Below are 26,077 nucleotides of genomic sequence, written 5' to 3' on the forward strand. Positions count from 1 at the left end.
GGTGTATGCGGTCGCGGACCCGAATCCGATCGCGGCCGGCGGTGCGGCGCGGCTGTCGGCGGCCGGCGTGCACGTCGTCACCGATGTGCAGGCCGATCTGGTGATCGCCGGTCCCTTGCGGGAGTGGCTGCACAAACAACGAACCGGGCTGCCCCATGTGACATGGAAATACGCCACCAGCATCGACGGGCGCAGCGCGGCCGCCGACGGCTCCAGCCAGTGGATCACCAGCGAGGCCGCGCGGGGTGACCTGCATCGCCGCCGGGCAGCCGCCGACGCGATCGTGGTAGGCACCGGCACGGTGCTCGCCGACGACCCGGCCTTGACCGCCCGGCTCGCCGACGGCAGCCTGGCCGATCGCCAGCCGCTGCGCGTCGTGGTGGGAAAGCGCGAAATCCCTTCCGAGGCACAAGTTCTCAACGACGACTCGCGGACCATGGTGATCCGCACCCACGATCCGGCCGAGGTGCTCAAGGCCCTGTCGGATCGCACCGACGTGCTGCTGGAGGGTGGGCCGACGCTGGCCGGCGCCTTTCTGCGGGCCGGGGCGATCGACCGCATCCTGGCCTACGTGGCGCCGATCCTGCTGGGCGGGCCGATCACCGCGGTCGACGACGTCGGAGTACCCAGCATCGCGCGGGCGCTGCGCTGGCGCTTCGACGGCACTGAGCGGGTCGGGCCCGATCTGGTGCTCAGCCTGGTGCCGCGTTAAACCTTCGGTGCGACCACTTCGCGTTCGGGCTGCTCGGGCTCTTCGGTGTGCGCCCGGCGGCTGGACAGCAGGAGACCCAGCAGCGCGCCGACCACGCAGACGACAGCGGTGACGGTGAAGATCCCGCCGTACATCTCTGCGAACGACTCCCGGTAGAGCTGGCCCTGCAGAGCCAACCGAACCGCCAGGCTGGCGTCGGGGGGAACCGCCGCTGATTTGGCCGCGATGATCTGGTTGAACCGGTAGAAACCCCAGGCGCTCAGCGCCGCCACGCCGATCAGCATGCCGGTCATCCGCGCCACCACCACCAGCGCCGAGGCGATGCCGTGCTGCGCCGGCGGCACCACCCGCAAGCTGCCCGAGGTCAGCGGCCCGATCACCAGGCCCAGCCCCAAACCGGCGATCACCAGGTCGGTGTCCAGCGCGGGCAGGCTGAACAAGCCCAGGATGTCGTGACGCTGCGACAACAGGTCGATGGTCCACTTCGACGTCAGCCAGTAGCCGCAGGCCGCGATGAGCAGCCCGATAAACGTCATCAGCCGGTCGCCGATCCTGGTGGCGATCCACCCGCCCGCCAGCGCGCCGACCGGCAGGGCGGCCAGGAACCACAGCAGCATCAGCGCCGCCTCGTCCTGGTCCTTGCCGAGCACACCCTGGGCGAACAGTTCCACGTCGACCAGCGTCACCATCAACGCCGCGCCGGCGGCCACCGATGCGCCCAGCGCGGCCAGGAAAGGCCGGAAGCGCACACCCGCGGGGTCGATCAATCTGGTCCGGGAGAAGCGCTCCCAGACAGCGAACGCCACGGCCACGCCGATCGCGGCGATGACCAGCGGCGGCCCGTAGCTCGGCAGCACCTCGTGCCCGTTGGGGTTCGGGTTGTAGAGCCCCACGACCGCCAACCCCAACGCGATCGCCAGCAACACCCCACCGACCAGGTCGATCTTTTCCGGTTCGCTGCTCCGGTCCCGGGACGGCAAGCTGAAGTGGATCATCAGCATCGCGACCGCGGCCAGCGGCACGTTGATCCAGAACACGTCCTGCCAGCGGCTGGTCAGCCAGACGATGAAGATCCCGTACAGCGGACCCAGCACGCTGCCGAGTTCTTGCGCAGCGCCGATCCCGCCGAGCACCCCGGCGCGGTTGCGCTGCGACCACAAGTCGGCGCCCAGGGCGAGCGTCACCGGCAGCAGCGCGCCGGCGGCCAACCCCTGGATTATCCGACCGACCACCAGCATGTGCAGGTCGCCCGACAGCGCGGTGACCACCGAGCCGACGGCGAACACACCCAAGCTGACCTGCAGCATGAGTTTGCGCCCGAACCGGTCGGAGGCCCGGCCCAGCAGCGGCATCGCCGCGATGTACCCCAGCAGGTAGCAGGTGATGATCGGGGTGATCCGCTGAAGCTGGTTAACCGGGATGGCGATCGTCATGATGATGTCGCGCATGATGGTGACCACGACATAGGTGTCGAGGGCACCCAGCAGCACCGCGAGGCTGCCGGCGCTGATCGCGACTCTGCGTCCAGCCTGCATCGACTCAGCTCACCTGTGGCTTGTCGATCTGGACGGGCGCGCCCCAGTTGGACAAGGTCATCTGGACCGAGTTGCCCGCACTCGGATCCAATTTGGCCTGCACCAGCTGGTGGTCACCGTTCTCCTGGATCCACACCGTGGCCGGCAGTGGTTGGTCCGCAGTCACCGACGGCACAAGCCGATGCAGCGCGTCGGCGGAGACTTTGCCGGTGATGCGGATCGTGTCCTGCCCGTTGATGTTCTCGCGGTCTTCGGCTTTGGCGTCGGTGAAGTTGTCCAGCACGTTGGCCAGGCCGTTCTCGGGATTCAAGATCGTGGAAACGTCGTAGATATCGGCAGCCGGACCGAAGTCGCTCCATTTATTGGGTGTCAGTGCCGCGTACAGCGTTCCGTCGTAGACGACGAATTCGGCGTCGATGTCAGACCCCGAAAACGTGATCTTGGTGTTCCCCTTCGCGGCGGTGGGGTCAGTGGTGAGGTCGCCGCTCAGCGTCTTTATCGGCAGCCCTTTGATTTTCCCGGTCGTCGACAGCACCAGGTGCACGCTTTTGACCTTTTTGGTGGTCTGGCTGGACTGCTTGACCAGGTTCGCCGCATCCGGTAGCGGAGAGGTGTTCTTTTTGGAGGACGACGAACAGCCGGCGACCAGAGCGGCGGCCAGGCTGACGGCGGCAAGGACAACGAATAGTCGACGACGCGTCTGCATAGGTTGCATCGTAGAGGGTGACGGCGTCGGCACTGGGACCCGCAGGTGACGGCGGCGTCGCGCGACGATGTCCACTTCACTACCCTGAGGCGGTGTTCACCGGGATCGTCGAGGAATTGGGCGAAGTGGTCGGCAAGGACGACCTGGGTGACTCGGCGCGCTTCACCATTCAGGGTCCAGTGGTCACCGCCGACGCCGGCCACGGCGACTCGATCGCCGTCAACGGGGTGTGCCTGACGGTGGTCGAGGTGCTGCCCGGTGGCCGGTTCACCGCCGACGTCATCGGTGAGACGCTGAACCGCTCCAGCCTGGGTGCGCTTGCCGCCGGCAGTCGGGTCAACCTGGAACGCGCCGCGGCCCTGGCCAGCCGATTGGGCGGGCACATCGTGCAGGGCCACGTCGACGGCACCGGCCAGATCTTGGCGCGCAACCCGGCCGAACACTGGGAAGTCGTGCGGATCGGGTTGCCTGCGGCGCTGGCCCGCTACGTCGTGGAAAAAGGCTCTATCACCGTCGACGGCATCTCGCTGACCGTCTCCGGGCTTGGCGAGGACTGGTTTGAGGTGTCGCTCATCCCCACCACGTTGGAGCTGACCACGTTGGGCCGTGCCGCGGTGCAGACGTCGGTCAATCTCGAGGTCGACGTCATCGCCAAATACGTCGAACGCCTGCTCACCCATCCCGCTGAGTAAGCCACCGCAATACCAGCGCAATCCTCGTGGTTCATACTGAATACAACAATTCGGACTGCGTTCCCCCGACGGGAACGGACTAGGTGGCACAGATGACGAGGTTGGACTCCGTCGAACGGGCGGTTGCCGACATCGCGGCCGGCAAGGCCGTTGTCGTCATCGACGACGAGGATCGAGAAAACGAAGGCGACCTGATCTTCGCCGCCGAGAAGGCCACCCCGGAACTCGTGGCGTTCATGGTGCGCTACACGTCCGGGTATTTGTGCGTACCGCTGGACGGCGCGATCTGCGACCGGCTGGGGCTGCTGCCGATGTACGCGGTGAACCAGGACAAACACGGCACCGCCTACACCGTCACCGTCGACGCGAAAAATGGTGTGGGTACCGGCATTTCGGCTTCTGACCGGGCCACCACGATGCGGCTACTGGCTCAGCCGGCAAGTATCGCCGAGGATTTCACCCGGCCTGGGCATGTGGTTCCGTTGCGCGCCAAGGACGGTGGCGTGTTGCGCCGTCCCGGCCACACCGAAGCCGCTGTCGACTTGGCGCGGTTGGCGGGATTGCAGCCGGCCGGGGCGATCTGCGAGATCGTCAGCCAAAAAGACGAGGGCGCGATGGCGCAGACCGATGAACTGCGGGTCTTCGCCGACGAACACGGTCTGGCGCTGATCGCCATCGCCGACTTGATCGAATACCGGCGCAAGCACGAGAAGCACATCGAACGGGTCGCCGAGGCCCGCATTCCCACCCGGCACGGCGAATTCCGGGCGGTCGGCTACACCAGCATCTACGAAGACGTCGAACACGTCGCGTTGGTCCGCGGCGAGGTCGCCGGCCCCAACTACGACGGGCACGACGTGCTGGTGCGGGTGCACTCGGAGTGCCTGACCGGCGACGTGTTCGGGTCGCGCCGCTGCGACTGCGGCCCGCAACTGGACGCCGCGATGGCGATGGTCGCCCGGGAGGGCCGCGGGGTGGTGCTCTACATGCGCGGCCATGAGGGTCGCGGCATCGGCCTGATGCACAAACTGCAGGCGTATCAGCTGCAAGACGCCGGCGACGACACCGTCGACGCCAACCTCAAACTCGGATTACCGGCAGACGCGCGCGATTACGGCATCGGAGCGCAAATCCTGGTCGATCTCGGCGTCCGTTCGATGCGGTTGCTGACCAACAACCCCGCCAAGCGGGTCGGCCTCGACGGCTACGGGCTGCACATCATCGAGCGGGTGCCGCTGCCGGTGCGGGCCAACGCCGAAAACATCCGGTATCTGATGACCAAACGCGATCGGATGGGCCACGACCTGGTCGGCCTGGAGGATTACCACGAATCCGTCCATCTGCCAGGCGAATTCGGCGGAGCTCTATGACGCACCGGCGACGATGCAGAGCGAAGCGATGAGGCGGGGGCACCTCCCGCTTGCGGGGGAGAGCGGCGCAATATGAGTGGTGGCGCCGGTGTGCCGGACATGCCGGCACTCGACGCGTCCGGCGTGCGGTTGGCGATCGTAGCCAGCACGTGGCATACGAAGATCTGTGACGCGCTGTTGGCCGGTGCCTGCAAAGTCGCCGGTGACTGGGGTGTCAGCGACCCCACGGTCGTCCGGGTCCTGGGCGCAATCGAAATCCCGGTGGTGGCGCAGGCGCTGGCCCGCGAGCATGACGCGGTCGTCGCGCTGGGTGTAGTGATCCGCGGTGCCACACCGCATTTCGACTACGTCTGCGACGCGGTGACGCAGGGGCTGACCCGGGTCTCGCTGGACGCTTCCACACCGGTCGCCAATGGCGTGCTGACCACCAACACCGAAGAGCAGGCACTGGACCGGGCGGGGCTGCCGACATCGGCCGAGGACAAGGGGGCGCAGGCGACGGCCGCCGCGCTCAGTACCGCATTGACCCTGCGCGACCTGCGCGCAACGCCGTGAGCGCGGAGCCCGGTCGCTCGGATTGGGATGTCGTGGTGCGCCCGCACCTGGCACCGTACTTCGCCTATGCCGCCGCGGTTGTGATCCTCGCCGCGCACATCGCCGTCGGTTTTTTGCTGAAAATCAGGTCCAGCGGAGTGATCTTCCAGACTGCCGACCAGGTGGCGTTCGTGGTGCTGGGCGTGATCCTCGCCGGCGCGGCGCTGCTGTTCACCCGCCCGCGGCTGCGGGTGGGCAAACCTGGCCTGTCCGTACGCAACCTGTTGGGCGACCGGCTGGTTGCCTGGCCTGACGTGGTCGGGGTGTCGTTTCCCACCGGCGCCCGCTGGGCGCGGGTCGACCTGCCCGACGACGAATACATCCCACTGATGGCAATCCAGGCCGTCGACAAAGACCGCGCGGTGGAGGCCATGGACGCCGTGCGCAAGCTGGTCGAGCGCTACCAACCTCCGCGAGCGTGAAGCTAGTTTCACGTTCGACGCCGAGCGTGAACCCAACTTCACGGTCGACACCCCTGAGCGCCGACTAGCCTAGAAACGTGCCAGATCCCGCGACGTACCGCCCCGCGCCCGGGTCCATCCCGGTCGAGCCAGGCGTCTACCGATTCCGGGACCAGTACGGCCGAGTGATCTACGTCGGCAAAGCCAAGAGCCTGCGCAGCCGACTGACCTCGTACTTCGCCGACGTCGCAAGCCTGCACCCGCGAACCCGGCAGATGGTGACCACCGCGGCCAAAGTCGAGTGGACGGTGGTCAACACCGAGGTCGAGGCGCTGCAGCTGGAATACAACTGGATCAAGGAGTTCGACCCGCGATTCAACGTCCGCTATCGCGACGACAAGTCCTACCCGGTGCTGGCGGTCACTCTCAACGAGGAATTCCCGCGGCTGATGGTCTACCGCGGACCGCGGCGCAAGGGTGTGCGCTATTTCGGCCCGTACTCGCATGCCTGGGCCATCCGGGAAACCCTGGACCTGCTGACCCGGGTGTTTCCCGCGCGCACCTGTTCGGCCGGAGTATTCAAGCGGCACAAGCAAATCGACCGGCCATGTCTGCTCGGCTACATCGACAAGTGTTCGGCGCCGTGTATCGGCCGGGTCAGCGCCGAGCAGCATCGCCAGATCGTGCTGGATTTCTGCGACTTTCTGTCCGGCAAGACCGACCGCTACGCGCGCACCCTGGAACAGCAGATGAACGCCGCCGCCGAGCAACTCGACTTCGAGCGGGCCGCGCGTCTGCGCGACGACCTCTCCGCGTTGAAACGCGCGCTGGAAAAGCAGGCCGTGGTGCTCGGCGACGGTACCGACGCCGACGTGGTGGCGTTCGCCGACGACGACCTGGAAGCCGCAGTCCAGGTATTTCACGTCCGCGGCGGACGGGTCCGCGGCCAGCGGGGCTGGATCGTTGAAAAGCCCGGCGACCCAGGAGATTCCGGGGAAGCACGCCTGGTCGAGCAATTCTTGACCCAGTTCTACGCCGACCAGGCCGAGCTCGACGGCGCCGCCGACGAATCGACCAACCCGGTACCCCGCGAAGTGCTGGTGCCCTGCCTGCCGCCCAACGCCGACGAGCTGGCCAGCTGGCTCTCGCAACTGCGCGGTTCGCGGGTGAAACTTCGGGTGCCACGCCGCGGAGACAAGCGGGCGTTGGCCGAAACCGTGCAGCGAAACGCCAAAGACGCGCTGCAGCAACACAAGCTGAAGCGGGCCGGTGACTTTACCGCCAGATCCGCTGCGCTGCAGAATATTCAGGAAGCTCTCGGCTTGGCGGACGCGCCGCTACGGATCGAATGTGTCGACATCAGCCACGTGCAGGGCACCGACGTGGTGGGTTCACTGGTGGTCTTCGAGGACGGGCTGCCGCGCAAGGCGGATTACCGTCACTTCGCCATCCGCGAAGCCGCCGGCCGCGGCCGCTCCGACGACGTCGCCTCGATTGCGGAAGTCACCAGGCGCCGGTTCGCGCACCACCTACAAGACGCGAACACGCTTGCCCCGGAAGGCAAGTCGCGGAAATTTGCCTACCCTCCCAACCTCTACGTCGTCGACGGCGGCGCGCCGCAGGTCAACGCGGCCAGCGCCGTGCTCGATGACCTCGGCATCACTGACGTCGCGGTGATCGGGCTGGCCAAGCGGCTGGAAGAGGTGTGGGTGCCCTCGGAGCCGGACCCGATCATCATGCCCCGCAACAGCGAGGGTTTGTATTTGCTGCAGCGCGTCCGCGACGAGGCGCATCGGTTCGCAATCACCTATCACCGCAGCAAACGGTCCAAACGGATGACCGCATCGGCGCTGGACGCGGTGCCCGGACTCGGCGAGCATCGCCGCAAGGCCCTGGTCACCCATTTCGGGTCGGTGGCCCGGCTCAAGGAGGCCACCGTCGAGGAGATCACCGCGGTCCCGGGCATCGGGGTGGCGACCGCGACCGCGGTACTCGAGGCGCTGCGCGGCGGCGACCAGATCGCTGAACGGGCGTCGGGATGACCGGCGACGGAATGGAGTTGGTTCGCAAGTCCGACAGTGCCGGCGGCACAACCGAATCCGGAATCGACGTGGTCCTGGTGACCGGGCTGTCGGGTGCGGGACGCGGCACCGCGGCCAAGGTGCTCGAGGACCTCGGCTGGTATGTCGCCGACAACCTGCCGCCGCAGCTGATCACCCGGATGGTGGACTTCGGGCTGGCGGCCGGGTCGCGCATCACCCAGCTCGCGGTGGTGATGGACGTGCGGTCCCGCGGGTTCACCGGGGACCTGGACTGGGTGCGCACCGACCTGGCCACCCGCAACATCACCCCGCGGGTGCTGTTCATGGAAGCCTCCGACGACATGCTGGTACGCCGCTACGAGCAGAACCGCCGCAGCCACCCGCTGCAGGGCGAGCAGACGTTGGCCGAGGGAATCGCCGCCGAGCGCGAGATGCTGGCGCCGGTGCGCGCGAGCGCCGACCTGATCATCGACACCTCGACGCTGTCGGTGCGGGCGCTGCGGGAAAGCATCGAAGGAGCCTTCGGCACCGAAGCCGTCGCCCACACCAGCGTCACCGTCGAGTCCTTCGGCTTCAAATACGGCTTGCCGATGGACGCCGACATGGTGATGGACGTGCGTTTCCTGCCCAATCCGCACTGGGTCGACGAATTACGCCCGCATACCGGCCAGCATCCGGCGGTTCGTGACTACGTGCTCGGCCAGACTGGCGCGGCGGAGTTCCTGGAGACCTACCATCGGTTGCTGTCCCTGGTTGTCGACGGGTACCGCAGGGAGGGGAAGCGCTACATGACCGTCGCCATCGGCTGCACCGGCGGCAAGCATCGCAGTGTGGCCATCGCCGAAGCGTTGGCGGGGCTGCTCGAGCCCAACACTCGACTGTCGGTGCGGGTGCTGCACCGGGATCTGGGTCGCGAATGAGTCCCGAGACCAGCCCCAGCATTGTCGCCCTCGGCGGTGGTCACGGGCTGTATGCGACGCTGTCGGCGGCCCGCCGGCTGACGCCACACGTCACCGCGGTGGTCACCGTCGCCGACGACGGCGGCTCCTCGGGCCGGTTGCGTAGCGAACTCGACGTGGTGCCACCCGGTGATCTGCGAATGGCGTTGGCGGCGTTGGCATCCGACAGCCCGCACGGCCGGCTGTGGGCGACGATCCTGCAGCACCGGTTTGGCGGCAGCGGGGCGCTGGCCGGGCATCCGATCGGCAACCTTCTGGTGGCCGGTCTGTCCGAAGTGTTGGCCGACCCGGTCGCCGCGCTCGACGAGCTGGGCCGCATCCTCGGTGTCCGGGGCCGGGTGCTGCCGATGTGCCCGATCGCGCTGCAGATCGAGGCCGACGTCTCCGGCTTAGAGGCCGACCCGCGGATGTTCCGGCTCATCCGCGGCCAGGTGGCGATCGCGACCACTCCCGGCAAGGTACGGCGGGTACGCCTGCTGCCGGGCGACCCGCCGGCCACCCGGCAGGCCATCGACGCGATCATGAGCGCCGACCTGGTGGTGTTGGGCCCGGGATCATGGTTCACCAGTGTGATCCCGCATGTATTGGTACCGGGGTTGGCCGCGGCGCTGCAGGCCACCACCGCGCGCCGGGCGCTGGTCCTCAACCTGGTCGCCGAGCCAGGGGAAACGGCGGGCTTCTCAGTGGAGCGCCATCTGCATGTCCTGGCTCAGCACGCACCGGACTTCACCGTCCACGACATCATCATCGACGCCGAGCGGGTGCCCAGTGAGCGGGAGCGTGACCAGCTGCGCCGCACCGCGACGCTGCTGGCTGCGCAGGTTCAGTTCGCCGATGTGGCCCGGCCTGGTACACCTTTACATGACCCCGGCAAGCTGGCCGCCGCGCTGGAAGGGGTGGGGGTGCGCGACACCAGCCCGGCAGCGCCCTCGGTGACGGCCCCCATGTCGATTGAAGGTGAAGGTCGAAAGACCGGGGCAGACGGACCGAGAGGTGACGACGGGTGGCAATGACGGCCGAAGTCAAAGACGAGTTGAGCCGGCTGGTGGTGAGCTCGGTGAGTGCGCGGCGGGCCGAGGTCACCTCCTTGCTGCGGTTCGCCGGCGGACTGCACATCGTGGCGGGCCGGGTAGTGGTCGAAGCCGAAGTTGACCTGGGCAGCATTGCCCGGCGGCTGCGCAAGGACATCTTCGACCTGTATGGCTACAACGCGATCGTGCACATGTTGTCCGCCAGCGGGATTCGCAAGCAAACCCGATATGTGTTGCGGGTCGCCAACGACGGAGAGGCGCTGGCCCGCCAAACCGGGCTGCTGGATTTGCGGGGACGCCCGGTGCGCGGCCTGCCCGCGCAGGTCGTCGGTGGCAGCGTCGCCGACGCGGAGGCCGCCTGGCGCGGAGCCTTCCTGGCGCACGGCTCGCTGACCGAGCCGGGGCGCTCGTCGGCGCTGGAGGTCAGCTGTCCCGGCCCGGAGGCCGCGCTGGCGCTGGTGGGCGCGGCGCGCCGACTCGGTGTCAGCGCCAAGGCCCGCGAGGTGCGGGGCGCTGATCGGGTCGTGGTCCGCGACGGCGAGGCGATCGGCGCCCTGCTGACCCGGATGGGCGCGCAGGACACCCGGCTGGTGTGGGAGGAACGCCGGATGCGTCGGGAGGTGCGGGCGACGGCCAACCGGCTGGCCAACTTCGACGACGCCAACCTGCGACGCTCGGCACGTGCGGCGGTGGCTGCCGCGGCCCGGGTGGAGCGGGCGCTGGAGATTCTCGGTGACAGCGTGCCCGACCATCTGGCCGCGGCCGGCAAGCTGCGCGTCGAACACCGGCAGGCCTCACTCGAGGAGCTGGGCCGGCTGGCCGATCCGGTAATGACGAAAGATGCTGTGGCAGGGCGTATTCGGCGGCTGCTGTCCATGGCTGATCGCAAAGCCAAACAGGACGGCATCCCGGACACCGAGTCGGCGGTGACTGCCGACCTGCTGGAAGACGCCTAACCCGAACTGCTCGGGTCAGACACTGAGCAGTCCGCAATCGTAAGTCGGTGGCGTATTTGACGAGTGATCGGCGCCGAGATGTGCGGGAGCACGGCCACAAAGCGTGAATCGCTGGCTTGGCTGTCCAACTGTTGACTCCACGCCTGAAGTTAGCCCCCAAATTTGACGGGAGGGCCAATTTCGGCGAGTTGCGCGCCGGGGATCGCCGGGGAGTGGTGGTCGGTCACCGCCCGCACGAGAGCGGCAGCGTCCTACTAGGCTGGCGCGTGAACACATCAGCAATCAAGGAGAGATAGACGTGACGGTCCGGGTAGGCATCAACGGCTTCGGGCGAATCGGGCGCAACTTCTACCGGGCCCTCCTGGGCCAACAGGCTCAGGGGACCAGCACCGACATCGAGGTGGTGGCCGTCAACGATCTCACCGACAACGCGACGCTGGCGCATCTGCTGAAGTTCGACTCGATTCTGGGCCGGCTGCCCTACGACGTCAGCCTCGAAGGTGACGACACCATCGTCATCGGCAACCACAAGATCAAGGCGCTGGAGGTCAAAGAAGGGCCGGCGGCCCTGCCGTGGGGCGACCTCGGCGCCGACGTCGTCGTCGAATCCACCGGCATCTTCACCAACGCGGCCAAGGCCACGGGCCACCTGGAGGCCGGCGCCAAGAAGGTCGTCATCTCCGCACCGGCCACCGACCCCGACATCACCATCGTCCTGGGCGTCAACGACGACAAGTACGACGGCAGCCAGAACATCATCTCCAACGCGTCGTGCACCACGAACTGCCTTGCGCCGCTGGCCAAGGTGCTCAACGACGAGTTCGGCATCGTCAAAGGCCTGATGACCACCATCCACGCCTACACCGCCGACCAAAACCTGCAGGACGGCCCGCACAAAGACCTGCGCCGCGCCCGTGCTGCCGGACTGAACATCGTGCCCACCTCGACTGGTGCCGCCAAGGCCATCGGGCTGGTGATGCCCGAGCTCAAGGGCAAGCTCGACGGCTACGCGTTGCGGGTCCCGATCCCCACCGGTTCGGTGACCGACCTGACCGCTGACCTGTCGAAATCGGCCAGCGCCGAGGACATCAACGCCGCGTTCAAAGCCGCCGCGGAAGGCAAGCTCAAGGGCATCCTCAAGTACTACGACGCGCCGATCGTCTCCAGCGACATCGTCACCGACCCGCACAGCTCGATCTTCGATGCCGGGCTGACCAAGGTGATCGAGAGCCAGGCCAAGGTGGTGTCCTGGTACGACAACGAATGGGGTTACTCCAACCGCCTCGTCGACCTCGTCGCGCTGGTTGGCAAGTCGCTTTAACCGTGACCATCAAGACACTCGACGACCTTCTCGCCGAAGGAGTTTCGGGTCGCGGCGTGTTGGTGCGCTCCGACTTGAATGTCCCGCTCGATGACACGGGAGCGATCACCGATCCCGGCCGCATCACTGCGTCGGTGCCGACATTGAAAGCGCTGGCCGACGCGGGCGCCAAGGTGGTGGTGACCGCACATTTGGGCCGGCCCAAAGACGGTCCCGACCCGAAATTATCACTGGCGCCGGTCGCTTCGGCGCTCGGTGAGCAACTGGGGCAGCATGTGCAGTTGGCCGGCGACGTCGTCGGCACCGATGCGCTGGCCCGCGCCGAGGGGCTGACCGACGGGGATGTGCTGCTGCTGGAAAACGTCCGCTTCGATGCGCGTGAAACCAGCAAGGACGACGCCGAGCGGCTCGCGCTGGCCAAGCAACTGGCCGAATTGGTCGGCGACGACGGCGCTTTCGTGTCCGACGGGTTCGGGGTGGTGCACCGCAAACAGGCCTCGGTCTACGACGTCGCCACGTTGCTGCCGGCCTACGCCGGCAAACTGGTGGCCGCGGAGGTCGATGTGCTCGAACAGCTGACCAGCTCCACTCGACGGCCCTACGCGGTGGTGCTCGGCGGCTCGAAGGTATCGGACAAGCTCGGCGTGATCGAACAGCTGGCCACCAAAGCCGACAGCATCGTCATCGGCGGTGGGATGTGCTTCACTTTCCTTGCCGCACATGGTCTTTCGGTCGGGAACTCGCTGCTGCAGACGGAGATGGTCGACACCTGCCGCAGGTTGCTCGACACCTACGCCGACGTGATCCGGCTACCGATCGACATCATGGTTGCCGAAAAGTTCGCCGCTGATTCGCCGTCAGAAAGTGTCGCTGCCTACCGAATCCCGGACGGCAAGATGGGGCTGGACATCGGGCCGGGATCGGTGCAGCGCTTCACCACGCTGTTGTCCAACGCCGAGACCATCTTCTGGAACGGACCCATGGGCGTGTTCGAGTTTCCGGCGTTTGCCGCCGGCACCAAGGGCGTCGCCGAAGCGATCGCCGCCGCAACCGGCAAGGGCGCATTCAGCGTGGTCGGTGGCGGTGACTCCGCGGCCGCGGTGCGGGCGCTGGAGCTGCCCGAAGACGGCTTCTCGCACATTTCCACCGGCGGCGGCGCGTCGCTGGAATACCTTGAGGGCAAGACATTGCCCGGCCTAGAAGTATTGAGCAGCTGAGGTAAGGACCCCGATGAGCCGAACGCCGCTGATCGCCGGCAACTGGAAGATGAACCTCAACCACTTCGAAGCGATCGCGCTGGTGCAAAAGATCGCCTTCTCGCTGCCGGACAAGTACTACGACAAGGTCGACGTGACCGTCATCCCGCCGTTCACCGACCTGCGCAGCGTGCAAACCCTGGTCGACGGCGACAAGCTGCGGCTGACCTATGGGGCCCAGGACCTCTCACAGCACGACTCAGGCGCGTACACCGGCGAAATCAGCGGCGTCTTTCTGGCCAAACTCGGCTGCAGCTACGTCGTCGTCGGGCACTCCGAACGGCGCACCTATCACAGCGAAGACGACGCACTGGTGGCCGCGAAGACCGCCGCCGCGCTCAAGCATGAACTGACCCCGATCGTGTGTATCGGCGAGCACCTGGAGATCCGGGAAGCCGGTGAGCACGTCAGCCACAACGTCGTGCAGCTGCGCGGCTCGCTGGCCGGGCTGTCCGCCGAGCAGATCGGCAAGGTCGTCATCGCCTACGAGCCGGTGTGGGCCATCGGCACCGGCCGGGTGGCCAGCGCCGCCGACGCCCAGGAAGTGTGCGCCGCGATCCGCGAAGAACTCGGCGAACTGGCCTCGCCGCAGGTCGCCGAATCGGTGCGGGTGCTCTACGGCGGATCGGCGAATGCCAAGAACATCGGCGACCTCATCGCCTGCGACGACGTGGACGGCGCTCTGGTCGGCGGGGCGTCGCTGGACGGGGAGCAGTTCGCGATCATGTGCGCCATCGCCGCGGGCGGACCGATTCCGTAGCCGGCCTCTGCGGCCGGCCGAACCGAACCCGGTAGGGTAGCGGCCATGGAATTGACCCTGCAGATCATCCTGGTGATCACCAGCGTGCTGGTGGTGCTCCTGGTGCTGCTGCACCGCGCCAAGGGTGGCGGTCTCTCGACCCTGTTCGGCGGCGGCGTGCAGTCCAGCCTGTCGGGGTCGACGGTGGTGGAGAAGAACCTCGACCGGTTGACGCTGTTCGTCACCGGAATCTGGCTGGTGTCCATCATCGGAATGGCCCTGATGATCAAGTACCGCTGAGCGGCTGTTCACCCTCACCCGGGCGGTAGCCCGCTAGCCGTCGCCTCGAGTGCGACTTGAGTCAGGAGAGATCGATTCCCAGCGATACCAAGGTGCCGCCGGCCAAGCTCGCGCGCCTCGTCGAAACCGCGCGTCACTATCTGTACCGGCTGCACCAGAAAACCGTTCCGGCGCCGGCAGCTATGAGCGAGATGATCCTCGCCGGTTGGACAGCGCAGGCCATCACGGTGGCTGCCGACCTCGGCGTGGCCGATGCGCTCAGCGATGGACCGCTGCCGCTCGACGAGTTGGCTCGCCGCGTCGGCGCCGACCAGGACGCGCTTCACCGATTGTTGCGGGCCCTGGTCAGTCGCGGCGTTTTCCGTCAGCGTCGCGACGGCCGTTACGCCTTGAGCCCGCTGGGCGAGACATTGCGGTCGGATGCACCCGTGTCGATGGCAGGAGCCGCGCGCTTCTACGGATCCCCTCAGCACCACGAGCATTGGAGCGCGCTGGCCGATTCGGTGCGGACCGGCAAAGCCGCCGTGCCGGCATTGCGCGGCATGGACTTTTTTGAGTACGCCGCTGCCAACCCCGAATACGGCGAAAAGTTCAACCAGGCGATGACCAGCAGCTCGGAGTTGGCGCTGGCGCCGGTGGTTGCCGCCTACGACTTCAGCCCGTACTCCACGATCGTCGACGTGGGCGGCGGACACGGCAGGCTGCTGGCCGCCGTCCTGGCCGCCACACCCACCGCGCGCGGCGTGCTGTTCGACATGCCCGAGGTGGTGGCCAATGCGCCGACCCTGCTGGGGGAACGAAACGTCGCCGACCGCGTCGACGTGGTGGCGGGCTCGTTCTTCGATCGTGTTCCGACCGGCGGCGACGCGTATGTGCTCAAGCACATCATCCACGATTGGTGCGACGACGACGCGGTGCGGATTCTGCGTAACGTCCGCGCGGCCACCGAGAGGTCGGCGAGAGTGCTTCTCGTCGAATTCGTGATACCAACTCACCAGCGGGAATCTCTGGGCAAGTGGGCCGATTTGGAGATGCTGCTGTGTGTGGGCGGTCGCGAACGCACCGAGGCGGAATTCGGTGAGCTGCTCGGCCGGGCCGGGTTCCGGCTGACCCGCGTGGTGCAGACCGCCAGCCCCGTCAGCGTGGTCGAGGCCCGGCCCGTCTAGCGCCTGCTACTGGCGGGCGGTGCGGTTGCGCAAACTATTGAACACGCCCCGTACCGCGTGCTCGGTCAGCGACAACGGCGACATCACCGTTTCGCCCACGCTCACGATGTAGTCGATGCGCTCCACGATGGCCTCGACCGGCTCGATGAGGGTGACCAGCCGCTGCGCCAGGTCGTCAAGCCCCGACATCGTGTCCTCGAGGTGGTCCAAGCCGCTTCCCAAGCGTTCCACCGTGGCATTCAAGTTCGCCAGCGAACTGTTCAGTTCATTCATGGTGTGGCCCAGACCGGACAGAACGTCTTCGAGTTGCCCCACGGTGACGTCGGCGTTCAACGCTGCCTGCGCGAGGGTTTTGATTCGTTCACGGGGGGGACGCTCGGTTTTGTCTGCCATGACGTCATTATGACGTGAGCCGGAACCGCGGCAGCCCGCGCCGCGTCGGATCAGGCATGCGGCAAAAACACTGTGACCTTGACGGGCGGCGCCATCTCGTGGACATGCGCGGCGCGCGAGGTGATATCAATCGCCGGCTCGAGGCGTACGCGGCCGGGTATGCCGCACGCCAAGCCGAGCAGCGGAGTTAGCGCGGCATCCGAGCAGGAGCCTGGGTCGTGATGCCCCCAAGTCGCGACTCAGGCTTCTTTACCCGGAGGCTGGCGAAAGCTTGGCAGCTGCTTCGCTGTCGAGAAACCAGACGGTGTGCTCTTGCCCGACGGCGCCGGCGGCCGGCACCGACACCGGGTCGGCGCCGGCCACAGCGGCGGCTACCGCATCGGCTTTCTCCGCGCCGGAAACCATCGTCCAGACCTCGCGCGACTGCTGGACAGCGGGCAGTGTCAAGGTGATCCGTTCCGGCGGAGGTTTGGGGGAATCCTCGACTCCGACCACCAGCCTGGTGGTTTCGCGCACAGCGGCGGTGTCGGGAAACAGCGAATTGATGTGGCCCTCGGGCCCCACGCCGAGAAAGTGGACGTCGAAAACGGGTGCGGCGCTGCCGGGTTCGGCGTTGGCGGCCAGGACTTGCTCGTAGGCCAGCGCCGCCGCTGCCAGATCGTTGCCGTATTCGCCGTCGCTGGCCGGCATCGCGTGCACGTTGCGCGCCGGGATGTCGATGTGATCGAGCAACGCGGACCGGGCTTGCTTCTCGTTGCGCTCGTCGTCGTCGTGGGTCACGTAGCGCTCGTCGCCCCAGAACAGGTGCACCTTGGCCCAGTCGACCCGCTGCTGCTGGGTGTTGAGGTAACGCAGCAACCGGTTGCCGTTGCCGCCGCCGGTCAACACGATCAACGCCTGGCCCCGGGCCGACACCGCCGCGTCGATGACGTCGATCAGACGCTCACCCGCCGCCGTGACGAGCGCGTCGCTGTCAGGGAAAGTTTCAACAGTGCTACTCACAGATACTCCACTCGGTCGATACCTTCCAGCGCGGAACAGTAGATCGCGTCGGGGTCCAGCCGTCGCAGATCCTCCGCCAGGCATTCACGGGTTTCCCTGCGCGGCAACGGAACCAACGCGTCCGGTCGGGCGGTGCGGCTCAGTGTCGCCGTTGCTCCCTCCTGCGGCCGGCTCAGCGTCACCGTTTCGGTATTGCGCACCAGCTCCACTTTGAGTTCGCCCACCGCGCGCCGCACCGGCCCGTCGATACGGCTGGCCAGCCAGCCTGCCAACACGTCCAGCGCGGGTTCGGTCTTCAGACCGGACACCAGCGCCGACGTGATCGGCTCGTGCGGGGGCTGGTCGACAGCCGAGGTGAGCAGCGCACGCCAATAGGTGATGCGGCTCCACGCCAGATCCGTGTCGCCGGGGGTATAGCCGGGCAGTCGGCTCTTGATCGCCGACAGGGGGTCGACCCCGTAAGTCGCGTCGGTGATGCGCCGAATCGCCAACTTGCCCAACGGATCTTGGGCGGGCACCGCAGGCGCGACATCGGGCCACCACGCCACGACCGGGATATCCGGCAGCAGGAACGGCACCACCACACTGGCAGAGTGCCCCGACAGCGGACCCGACAACCACAGCACCACCACCTCGCCGGCGCCGCTGTCACCGCCGACCCGCAATTGGGCATCGAGTCGCGCCTCGGCGGCATCCGCGTCCCGGGTCATCACCACGATCACCCGGCTGGGGTGCTCGTGGCTGGCGGCGTTGGCGGCGTCGATGGATTCCTCGAGTACTGCCTCGCTGTCCGGTGCGATCACCAACGTCAGTACTCGGCCGAGCGTTACGGCGCCGACCTTCTCCCGCAACTCGTCGAGCTTCTTGTTGATCGCGGTGGTGCTGGTGTCAGGCAGATCGAGGATCAATGGCGCCGCTCCTCCTCATCGCTTCGTCCCCCTCGCCGCTGCGCGGCTGGGGGTGCCCCCGCTGCACCGCCGGCGCGGATCACGGCCGCCGCCATTCCCGGCCCGTGCGGCGCAGCATGTCGAACGCCGATGCCGGTCCCCAAGTGCCCGCCTCGTACGGGTCGGGCTTGCCGTGGCTGGCCCAGTTCGCGAGTACCGGGTCCAGTATTTCCCAGGCCATTTCGACTTCCTCGTTGACGGGGAACAGCGACGGTTCACCGAGCAGCACATCGAGGATCAGCCGCTCGTAGGCCTCGGGGGAGTCCTCGGCGAACGCTGAGCCGTAGGAGAAATCCATGTTGACGTCGCGGACCTCCATCGCGGTGCCCGGCACCTTCGAGCCGAACCGCAGCGTGACGCCTTCGTCCGGCTGCACCCGGATCACCAGGGCATTGGCTCCCAATTCATCGGTCATGGTCGCGTCGAACGGCAGATGTGGTGCTCGTTTGAAGACCAGCGCGATTTCGGTCACCCTGCGGCCCAACCGTTTTCCGCTGCGCAGGTAGAACGGCACCCCCGCCCAGCGGCGGGTGTCGACCTCCAGCGTGATGGCCGCGAATGTCTCGGTGACGGAGTCCTTCGCGAATCCCTCCTCGTCGAGCAGTCCGACCACCTTCTGTCCGCCCTGCCACCCGGCGGTGTATTGGCCGCGGCTGGTGGTCTCGTCCAGCGGTTGTGCGAGTTGGGTTGCCGAGAGCACCTTGATTTTTTCGGCCTGCAACTCCGACGGCTGAAAACTGACCGGCTCTTCCATGGCGGTCAGGGCCAGCAGTTGCATCAGGTGGTTCTGGATCACGTCGCGGGCCGCGCCGATCCCGTCGTAGTAGCCGGCGCGTCCGCCCAGACCGATGTCCTCGGCCATGGTGATCTGCACGTGGTCGACGTAGTGCGCGTTCCAGATCGGATCGAACAGCTGATTGGCGAATCGCAGGGCCAAAATGTTTTGCACTGTCTCTTTGCCCAGATAGTGGTCGATGCGAAACACCGACTCTTCCGGGAAGACACTGTTGACGACTTTGTTGAGGTCACACGCACTGGCCAGGTCGTGACCGAACGGTTTCTCGATGACCACCCGGCTCCAGCTGTCGTGCTGCGGTCGGGCCAGCCCCGCCCTGTCGAGCTGCTCGCACACCGTCGGGAAAGCCTTCGGCGGGATGGCCAGGTAGAAGGCGTGGTTGCCGCCGGTGCCCCGTTCGGCGTCGAGCTTGTCCAGGCATTCGGCGAGTCGGGTGAAAGCGTCGGCATCGTCAAAGGTGCCTTGTACGAACCGGATTCCCTCGGACAGCCGCTCCCAAATCGAATCGCGGAACGGTGTGCGGGCGTGTTCTTTTACCGCCTCGTAGACGACTTGGCTGAAGTCCTGGTCTGCCCAATCCCGGCGGGCGAAGCCGACCAGCGCGAAGGTGGGCGGCAGCAGCCCGCGGTTGGCCAAGTCATAGACCGCGGGCACCACCTTCTTGCGGGCCAAATCGCCGGTGACACCGAAGATCACCAATCCGCACGATGGGGCGATGCGGGGCAGCCGCTTATCGCGCTTGTCCCGCAACGGGTTTTGCCACTGCCCGGCGTTGCCCCGGACGCCGGCCGGGCTCATTTGGTCGCGGACTGCAGCTGAGCTTGCGTCTCCTCCAACAGCTCGGTCCAGGACTTCTCGAACTTCTCCACGCCCTCGTTCTCCAGCACGAGGAATACGTCGGTCAAGTCCACTCCGACCGCCTCGAGCTTGTCGAACACTTCCTGGGCCGCCGAGGCGGTGCCGGTGACGGTGTCGCCGGTGACCACGCCATGATCGGCGACGGCGTCAATCGTCTTCTCGGGCATGGTGTTCACGGTGTGTGGCGCGACGAGTTCGGTGACGTAGAGAGTGTCGGCGTAGTCGGGGTTTTTGACACCGGTTGACGCCCACAGCGGCCGCTGCACCCGGGCACCGTCGGCCTTGAGTTGCTCGTAGCTGTCGCCGCCGACGAAGACTTCCTGATAGGCCGCGTAGGCCAGCCGGGCGTTGGCCACCCCGGCCTGTCCGCGTAGTGCCAGCGCTTCGTCGGTGCCGATCTTTTCCAGTCGCTTGTCGACCTCGGTGTCCACCCGGGAAACGAAAAACGATGCCACCGAGTGGATCTTGGAGAGATCGTGGCCGGCCTGTTTCGCTTTCTCCAGGCCCTTCAGGTAGGCGTCCATCACCGCGCGGTGCCGCTCCACCGAGAAGATCAGCGTGACGTTGACCGAAATCCCTTCAGCAAGGGTCGCGGTGATGGCCGGTATCCCTTCTTCGGTAGCCGGGATCTTGATGAACAGGTTGGGCCGGTCGACGGTTTTCCACAGATCGATGGCCTGCTGGATCGTCTTGTCGGCGTCGTGGGCAACCCTCGGGTCGACCTCGATCGACACCCGGCCGTCGACCCCGTCGGAGGCTTCCCATTGCGGCCTGAACACGTCGCACGCCATACGCACGTCGTCGGTGGTGACGGTACGCACGGTGGCGTCCACGTCGGCGCCGCGTTCGGCCAGCTCGGTGATCTGGTCGTTGTAGGTGTCGCTGTCCGCCAGCGCCTTCTGGAAGATCGTCGGGTTGCTGGTGACGCCGACAACGCTTTTGGTATCGATCAGTTCCTGCAGGTTGCCGGACTCCAGCCGCTCCCGGGACAAGTCGTCCAGCCATACCGACACGCCAGCAGCGCTCAGGGCGGCGAGGTTGGGATTCTGTGTCATCGCAATAGCCTCCTTGTCAGTTGTCCAGCGCTCGTTCGGCGGCGTCCACCACAGCTTCGTGGGTGAAGCCGAACTCACGGAACAAGGTCTTGTAATCCGCCGATTCGCCGTAATGCTCGATCGAAACGACCTCGCCGGTGTCACCGACCAGTTTGTGCCAGCTCTGCGCAATGCCGGCCTCGACCGCCACCCGGGCGGACACCGACGGCGGCAGCACACTGTCGCGGTAGTCGTAGGGCTGGGATTCGAACCACTCGACGCAAGGCATCGACACCACGCGCGTCGCAATACCTTTGTCGGCCAGCACCTTCTGCGCCGCCACAGCAATCTGGACTTCCGAGCCGGTGGCGATCAGCACGACGTCGGGCTCGTCGCCGCCTGCATCGCCGAGCACGTAACCGCCGCGGCCGACGCCCTCGAAGCTGGTGCCTTCCAGCACTGGTACCCCCTGGCGGGTCAGGCACAGCCCGACCGGACCGCTGCCGTTGCCGCGGGCCAGGATCGTGCGCCAGGCGTAGGCGGTCTCATTGGCGTCGGCGGGCCGCACCACCGACAGATTCGGAATGGCGCGCAACGCCGCCAAGTGCTCGATCGGCTGGTGGGTGGGCCCGTCCTCGCCCAGACCGATCGAGTCGTGCGTCCACACATAGATGGTGTCGATGTCCATCAGTGAGGCCAGCCGCACCGCCGGACGCATGTAGTCGGAGAACTGCAGGAAGGTGCCGCCGTAGGCGCGGGTCGGGCCGTGCAGCACGATGCCTGACAGGATGGCGCCCATCGCGTGTTCGCGGACGCCGAAGTGCAGTGTGCGGCCGTACCAATGCGCGGTGAAGTCTTTGGTCGAAATCGACGGCGGCCCAAAGGAGTCGACGCCGTCCATGGTGGTGTCATTGCTGCCGGCCAGGTCAGCCGAACCGCCCCACAATTCGGGCAGTTTGGGTCCCACCGCAGACAGCACCGCGCCGGAGGCTTTACGGGTGGCCACTTCCTCGGACCCGGGCTCCCAAGACGGTACGTCGGCGTCCCACCCGTCGGGCAGTTCTTCGGCGGTCAACCGGTCCAGCAGCGCCTTACGTTCGGGTTCCCGCTCGGCCCACGCGTCGAATTCCGGTTGCCACTTCTGGTGCGCCTCCTTGCCGCGGTCCACCAGTTTGCGGGTGTGAGCCAGAACCTCGTCGCTGACCTCGAAATTTTTGTCGGGATCGAATCCGAGGATTTTCTTGGTTGCCGCCACCTCGTCGTCGCCGAGGGCCGATCCGTGCGCCTTCCCGGTGTTCATCTTGTTCGGCGCCGGATAGCCGATGATCGTGCGCAACTCGATGAACGACGGCCGGTCGGTGACGGCCTGCGCATTAGCGATGGCCTCCTCGATGGCGACCACGTTCTCGCCACCCTCGACGCGCTGGACATGCCAGCCGTAGGCCTCGTAGCGGGCCGCGGTGTCCTCGCACAGCGCGATGTTGGTGTCGTCTTCGATCGAGATCTTGTTGTGGTCGTAGAACACGATGAGGTTGCCCAACTGCTGGACCGCGGCCAACGACGACGCCTCCGAGGTCACGCCCTCTTCGATGTCGCCGTCGGAGGCGATCACGTAGATGTGGTGGTCAAACGGGCTGGTCCCCGGCGCGGCATCCGGATCGAACAGGCCACGCTCGTAGCGCGACGCCATCGCCATTCCGACCGCCGACGCCAAACCCTGGCCCAGCGGGCCGGTGGTGATCTCTACCCCTCGGGTGTGCCGGAACTCCGGGTGGCCAGGAGTCTTGGATCCCCAGGTGCGCAGCGACTCGAGATCGGACAACTCCAAACCGAAGCCGCCGAGATAGAGCTGGATGTACAACGTCAGGCTGCTGTGTCCGCAGGACAGGATGAACCGGTCGCGGCCCAACCAGGTGGTGTCGCTGGGGTCGTGGCGCATCGTCCGCTGAAACAGGGTGTAGGCCAGCGGAGCCAGGCTCATCGCCGTGCCCGGGTGGCCGCTGCCGCACTTTTGCACTGCGTCGGCGGCCAATACCCGAATGGTGTCGACCGCAGCCGAGTCGATGTCCGTCCAGTCATCGGGATGGTACGGACGGGTGAGCGCAGAGATGTCTTCCAATGTGGTCACGACTCAGTCCTCGCGTCGACAAGCGGATTCACTCCCACCCTAATGCGCCGTGCCCGCGCGTTGCAGGTGGAGATTGCGACATACCACGTCGAGCCGTGTGGTAAACGAACACCGGCTACCGACCCTGCGGTGCAAGCGGATCAGGCGGGCGGTCTACCATCGTCTGTAGTAGATGCTGCGCGCTGCTGCGAGCCGAGGAGTTATTGCGTGAGTATTCGCGGGCGCGTCGCGCCAAGCAGAGTACGCAGCACGGCGCTCGCATATTTAGCGCTGACCAAGCCGCGGGTCATTGAGCTGCTGCTGGTCACCGCGATACCGGCAATGCTGCTCGCCGACCGCGGCGCTGTGCACCCACTGCTGATCCTCGACACGTTGATCGGCGGGATGCTGGCCGCTGCGGGCGCCAACACGCTCAACTGTGTGGCCGACGCCGACATCGACAAGGTCATGAAGCGCACCGCGCGCCGCCCGTTGGCGCGGGCCACCGTGCCGACCCGCCACGCCCTGGTGTTCGGGCTGGCGCTCAGCGTTGGTTCGTTCTTCTGGCTGTGGTGGACGACCAATCTGCTGTCGGGGCTGCTGGCTGTGGCCACGATCGCGTTCTACGTGTTCGTCTACACGTTGCTGCTCAAGCGGCGCACCTCGCAGAACGTGGTGTGGGGCGGGGCGGCCGGCTGCATGCCGGTGATGATCGGTTGGTCAGCGGTGACCGGCACCATCGGTTGGCCGGCGCTGGTGATGTTCGCGATCATCTTCTTCTGGACACCGCCACACACCTGGGCGCTGGCGATGCGCTACAAGGAGGACTACCAAGCGGCCGGTGTGCCGATGCTGCCCGCGGTGGCGACCGAGCGGCAGGTCACCCGCCAAATCCTGGTCTACACGTGGCTGACGGTGATCGCGACGCTGGTGCTGGCGTTGGCCGCCGGATGGCTGTACACCGCGGTGGCCGTGCTGGCGGGAGTGTGGTTCCTGGCAATGGCCCACCAGCTGTATGCCGGCGTGTGCCGCGGCGAGCCGGTCAAGCCGCTGCGGCTGTTTTTGCAGTCGAACAATTACCTGGCCGTCGTGTTCTGCGCGCTCGCGCTCGACTCGGCCATCGCGTTACCGACTCTCCTTTAACCGCGAGCGTGCGCGTCCCCGGGCGACACGCCGAGCGTGTCGCCGGGTCCACGCACGCTCGCGACAGTTCATGCCCTTGAAATACCGGACGGCATCGTATTGAATACTCGATAATGAAAATCATGTTCAGTACGCTGCGGGTAATGGAGGAGTCGCTGGCATGACGTTGCGCGTCGTTCCCGAAGGCTTGGCAGCCACCAGTGCTGCTGTCGAAGCGCTGACCGCGCGTCTGGCAACCGCACAGGCCGGCGCGACGCCGCTGATCTCGGCGGTGGTGCCGCCCGCGGCGGACCCGGTGTCGCTGGAGAGCGCGTTGGGACTCAGTGTTCGAGGCGGTGAGCATGCCGCGGCGGTGGCTGACGGTGTGCAGGAGTTGGGCCGCGCCGGGGTCGGGGTCGGCACCTCGGGCGCCAGTTATGCCGCCGGTGATGCGGCCGCAGCGTCGACGTATCTGATTGCGCGCGGCTGATCATGGCCGCGCCGGTATGGATGGCTTCACCACCGGAAGTGCATTCGGCGTTGTTGAGCAGTGGCCCGGGACCCGGACCACTGCTGGCGGCAGCGGCCACGTGGTCGTCGCTCAGCGCTGAATACGCTTCGGTCGCAGACGAACTCAGCGCGCTGCTGACGGGCGTGCAAGCCGGGGCGTGGGAGGGGCCGAGTGCTGCGCAGTACGTAGCCGCGCACCTGCCGTACCTGGCCTGGCTGACCCAGGCCAGCAGCGACAGCGCCGCGGCGGCTGCTCAGCATGAGACCATCGCGGGCGCCTATATCAGCGCGCTCGCGGTAATGCCGACGCTGCCCGAGCTGGCCGCCAACCACGCGACGCATGCGGTGTTGGTGGGAACCAATTTCTTTGGCATCAACACGATTCCGATCGCGCTCAACGAGGCCGACTACGTGCGGATGTGGACCCAGGCCGCTACCACGATGGCGACCTATCAAACGGTGGCCGGCACGGCGGTGGCATCGACGCCGCAAACCAGCGCCGCGCCGCCGATCCTCAACCATGATCACGACCACGGCCACGACGATGACGACCCGGCAAGGCACTTGAGCCCGCTCGACCCGCGCTGGTGGATAGATGTGATCGGCGAACAGCTCAGGAACCTTCAGCTGCTGTTTACCGATCCGGCGGCGTTTCTTGCGGCACTGCCATTCATTTTGGCCGACTTGGCTTTTCACGCCACCCAGTTGCTTGTGACATACCTGCCGCTCCTGTCGCCGCTGCTAGCGGCCGCCGCCGTCGGTTTCGCGGCGGCGATTATGGGATTGGTTGCCGCCATCGCCCGGGCGGCCACCCCGGTTGCTCCGGTCGAGGAGCCGATCCCGGTTCCAGCCGGCGCCATCAACGTGTGGCCGGTCGCGGGAATCGCGCCGACCGCCGCTCCCGCTGCTGCCCCGGCTGCCACGGCGTCCGCGACTGCGCCCGCCACGGCCGCCAGCGCGGCGCTTGCCTCGCCCGCGCCGGCGCCCGCCGGGATGGAAAGCTTCGCCTACCTAGCGGGCGGCGGCGCCGGCCCCGGGACGCGATTCGGCCCGACGATGCGCTCTCGCAGTAGCGCGTCGGAGTCAGCCTCTGAGACCGCTGCAGCCCCGTCGGCTGCGGCGCGGGCGTCGAGCCGAGAACAAGCACGGGCCCGTCGCCGCAAGCGAGCCACGGAAAACGATCGCGGCTACCGCGACGAGGTCATCGGCATGGACATGGGCTCGGGCCCAGTGACTCCGACGGCGGACGACGAGCGGGTCGCCTCGGCGAACGGTGCGGGGCAGTTGGGTTTTGCCGGGACAGCGGGCAAACGCACAGTCGCCGCGGCAGCCGGGTTGACCACGTTGGCCGGTGATGAGTTCGGCGGCGGCCCGGCGATGCCGATGGTGCCGGGCAGTTGGGAACGAGACGACGTGCAGGGCAACGGAATCGGTGACGAAAGGGAGTAAGTGATGAGTTTGTTGGATGCCCATATTCCGCAGTTGGTGGCGTCGCAGTCGGCGTTTGCGGCGAAGGCGGGGTTGATGC

The 26,077-nt window shown here is 66.7% G+C and carries 25 protein-coding genes and 1 pseudogene; 18 read left to right on the forward strand and 8 right to left on the reverse strand.

Features of this window, described 5'->3' with window-relative positions:
* The coding region (gene ribD / locus A5707_RS06740; protein WP_065013742.1) for a bifunctional diaminohydroxyphosphoribosylaminopyrimidine deaminase/5-amino-6-(5-phosphoribosylamino)uracil reductase RibD at window positions 1-712 on the forward strand (712 nt) is incomplete at its 5' end.
* Here ribD and A5707_RS06745 read toward each other — a convergent pair.
* The gene (locus A5707_RS06745) at window positions 709-2,247 is read right to left on the reverse strand and encodes an MFS transporter (RefSeq protein WP_065013743.1); all 1,539 of its coding nucleotides are present in this window, start codon (window positions 2,245-2,247) and stop codon (window positions 709-711) included. The two genes, ribD and A5707_RS06745, sit on opposite strands and share 4 nt — an antisense overlap.
* A 4-nt stretch (window positions 2,248-2,251) precedes the next feature.
* Complete coding sequence (locus A5707_RS06750) at window positions 2,252-2,953, reverse strand: LppX_LprAFG lipoprotein (protein ID WP_065013744.1); 702 nt, start codon at window positions 2,951-2,953, stop codon at window positions 2,252-2,254.
* A gap of 92 nt (window positions 2,954-3,045) precedes the next feature.
* On the opposite strand from A5707_RS06750, the gene A5707_RS06755 reads away from it, so the two are divergent.
* The 13 genes from A5707_RS06755 to A5707_RS06815 all read left to right on the forward strand — a co-directional run bounded on the left by A5707_RS06755 (window position 3,046) and on the right by A5707_RS06815 (window position 15,780).
* The gene (locus tag A5707_RS06755; protein WP_065013745.1) at window positions 3,046-3,645 is read left to right on the forward strand and encodes a riboflavin synthase; all 600 of its coding nucleotides are present in this window, start codon (window positions 3,046-3,048) and stop codon (window positions 3,643-3,645) included.
* Window positions 3,646-3,737: 92 nt separating this feature from the next.
* Window positions 3,738-5,015, forward strand: coding sequence for a bifunctional 3,4-dihydroxy-2-butanone-4-phosphate synthase/GTP cyclohydrolase II (locus A5707_RS06760; RefSeq protein ID WP_065013746.1), 1,278 nt, complete (start codon window positions 3,738-3,740; stop codon window positions 5,013-5,015).
* Between the two features lie 72 nt (window positions 5,016-5,087).
* The gene (gene ribH / locus A5707_RS06765) at window positions 5,088-5,570 is read left to right on the forward strand and encodes a 6,7-dimethyl-8-ribityllumazine synthase (RefSeq protein WP_065013747.1); all 483 of its coding nucleotides are present in this window, start codon (window positions 5,088-5,090) and stop codon (window positions 5,568-5,570) included.
* Window positions 5,567-6,031, forward strand: a complete 465-nt coding sequence (locus tag A5707_RS06770; protein ID WP_065013748.1) for a PH domain-containing protein — start codon at window positions 5,567-5,569, stop codon at window positions 6,029-6,031. The genes ribH and A5707_RS06770 overlap by 4 nt, the downstream gene beginning before the upstream one ends.
* 77 nt (window positions 6,032-6,108) lie before the next feature.
* Window positions 6,109-8,052: an excinuclease ABC subunit UvrC gene (gene uvrC / locus A5707_RS06775; protein ID WP_065013749.1), complete on the forward strand. Its 1,944-nt coding sequence runs from the start codon at window positions 6,109-6,111 to the stop codon at window positions 8,050-8,052.
* Between the two features lie 11 nt (window positions 8,053-8,063).
* Window positions 8,064-8,972: an RNase adapter RapZ gene (gene rapZ, locus A5707_RS06780; RefSeq protein WP_156657637.1), complete on the forward strand. Its 909-nt coding sequence runs from the start codon at window positions 8,064-8,066 to the stop codon at window positions 8,970-8,972.
* A complete protein-coding gene (gene yvcK / locus A5707_RS06785) occupies window positions 8,969-10,024 on the forward strand; it encodes a uridine diphosphate-N-acetylglucosamine-binding protein YvcK (RefSeq protein ID WP_065013751.1) in 1,056 nt (351 codons plus the stop codon). Before rapZ ends, yvcK begins: the two co-directional genes overlap by 4 nt.
* Window positions 10,021-10,998 (forward strand): DNA-binding protein WhiA, encoded by a 978-nt coding sequence (whiA, locus tag A5707_RS06790; RefSeq protein ID WP_082969301.1) that lies wholly within the window; start codon window positions 10,021-10,023, stop codon window positions 10,996-10,998. The genes yvcK and whiA overlap by 4 nt, the downstream gene beginning before the upstream one ends.
* A gap of 298 nt (window positions 10,999-11,296) precedes the next feature.
* Entirely contained in the window at window positions 11,297-12,319 is a 1,023-nt protein-coding gene (gene gap / locus A5707_RS06795) for a type I glyceraldehyde-3-phosphate dehydrogenase (protein WP_065013753.1), read from the forward strand.
* A gap of 2 nt (window positions 12,320-12,321) precedes the next feature.
* A complete protein-coding gene (locus A5707_RS06800) occupies window positions 12,322-13,536 on the forward strand; it encodes a phosphoglycerate kinase (protein WP_065013754.1) in 1,215 nt (404 codons plus the stop codon).
* Window positions 13,537-13,549: 13 nt separating this feature from the next.
* Entirely contained in the window at window positions 13,550-14,335 is a 786-nt protein-coding gene (gene tpiA, locus A5707_RS06805; RefSeq protein WP_065013755.1) for a triose-phosphate isomerase, read from the forward strand.
* A gap of 45 nt (window positions 14,336-14,380) precedes the next feature.
* Window positions 14,381-14,614, forward strand: a complete 234-nt coding sequence (gene secG / locus A5707_RS06810; protein ID WP_065013756.1) for a preprotein translocase subunit SecG — start codon at window positions 14,381-14,383, stop codon at window positions 14,612-14,614.
* A 56-nt stretch (window positions 14,615-14,670) separates the two neighbouring features.
* On the forward strand, window positions 14,671-15,780 hold the full coding sequence (locus A5707_RS06815) for an acetylserotonin O-methyltransferase (protein WP_232000649.1): 1,110 nt from the start codon (window positions 14,671-14,673) through the stop codon (window positions 15,778-15,780).
* 6 nt (window positions 15,781-15,786) lie between these two features.
* On the opposite strand, the gene A5707_RS06820 is transcribed toward A5707_RS06815, so the two are convergent.
* The 6 genes from A5707_RS06820 to tkt all read right to left on the reverse strand — a co-directional run bounded on the left by A5707_RS06820 (window position 15,787) and on the right by tkt (window position 22,938).
* Window positions 15,787-16,173: an ATPase gene (locus A5707_RS06820; protein WP_065013757.1), complete on the reverse strand. Its 387-nt coding sequence runs from the start codon at window positions 16,171-16,173 to the stop codon at window positions 15,787-15,789.
* Between the two features lie 249 nt (window positions 16,174-16,422).
* On the reverse strand, window positions 16,423-17,175 hold the full coding sequence (gene pgl / locus A5707_RS06825) for a 6-phosphogluconolactonase (protein ID WP_065013758.1): 753 nt from the start codon (window positions 17,173-17,175) through the stop codon (window positions 16,423-16,425).
* Window positions 17,172-18,083, reverse strand: a complete 912-nt coding sequence (opcA, locus tag A5707_RS06830; protein ID WP_065013759.1) for a glucose-6-phosphate dehydrogenase assembly protein OpcA — start codon at window positions 18,081-18,083, stop codon at window positions 17,172-17,174. The genes pgl and opcA overlap by 4 nt, the downstream gene beginning before the upstream one ends.
* A 79-nt stretch (window positions 18,084-18,162) precedes the next feature.
* Entirely contained in the window at window positions 18,163-19,716 is a 1,554-nt protein-coding gene (gene zwf / locus A5707_RS06835) for a glucose-6-phosphate dehydrogenase (RefSeq protein WP_065013760.1), read from the reverse strand.
* Entirely contained in the window at window positions 19,713-20,831 is a 1,119-nt protein-coding gene (gene tal, locus A5707_RS06840; RefSeq protein WP_065013761.1) for a transaldolase, read from the reverse strand. The genes zwf and tal overlap by 4 nt, the downstream gene beginning before the upstream one ends.
* A 16-nt stretch (window positions 20,832-20,847) precedes the next feature.
* Window positions 20,848-22,938 (reverse strand): transketolase, encoded by a 2,091-nt coding sequence (tkt, locus tag A5707_RS06845; RefSeq protein ID WP_065013762.1) that lies wholly within the window; start codon window positions 22,936-22,938, stop codon window positions 20,848-20,850.
* Between the two features lie 207 nt (window positions 22,939-23,145).
* Here tkt and A5707_RS06850 point away from each other — a divergent pair, with 207 nt between their 5' ends.
* From A5707_RS06850 to esxG, 4 genes and pseudogenes are all read left to right on the forward strand, one after another.
* Window positions 23,146-24,060, forward strand: coding sequence for a heme o synthase (locus A5707_RS06850; RefSeq protein WP_065013763.1), 915 nt, complete (start codon window positions 23,146-23,148; stop codon window positions 24,058-24,060).
* A 160-nt stretch (window positions 24,061-24,220) separates the two neighbouring features.
* Window positions 24,221-24,529, forward strand: coding sequence for a PE family protein (locus A5707_RS06855; protein WP_065013764.1), 309 nt, complete (start codon window positions 24,221-24,223; stop codon window positions 24,527-24,529).
* 2 nt (window positions 24,530-24,531) lie between these two features.
* A complete protein-coding gene (locus A5707_RS06860) occupies window positions 24,532-25,998 on the forward strand; it encodes a PPE family protein (protein ID WP_065013765.1) in 1,467 nt (488 codons plus the stop codon).
* 3 nt (window positions 25,999-26,001) lie between these two features.
* A pseudogene (esxG, locus tag A5707_RS06865) lies at window positions 26,002-26,077 on the forward strand (type VII secretion system protein EsxG); the annotation flags it as partial.

It is taken from the genome of Mycobacterium kyorinense (assembly GCF_001672775.1).
Lineage (GTDB): Bacteria > Actinomycetota > Actinomycetes > Mycobacteriales > Mycobacteriaceae > Mycobacterium > Mycobacterium kyorinense_A.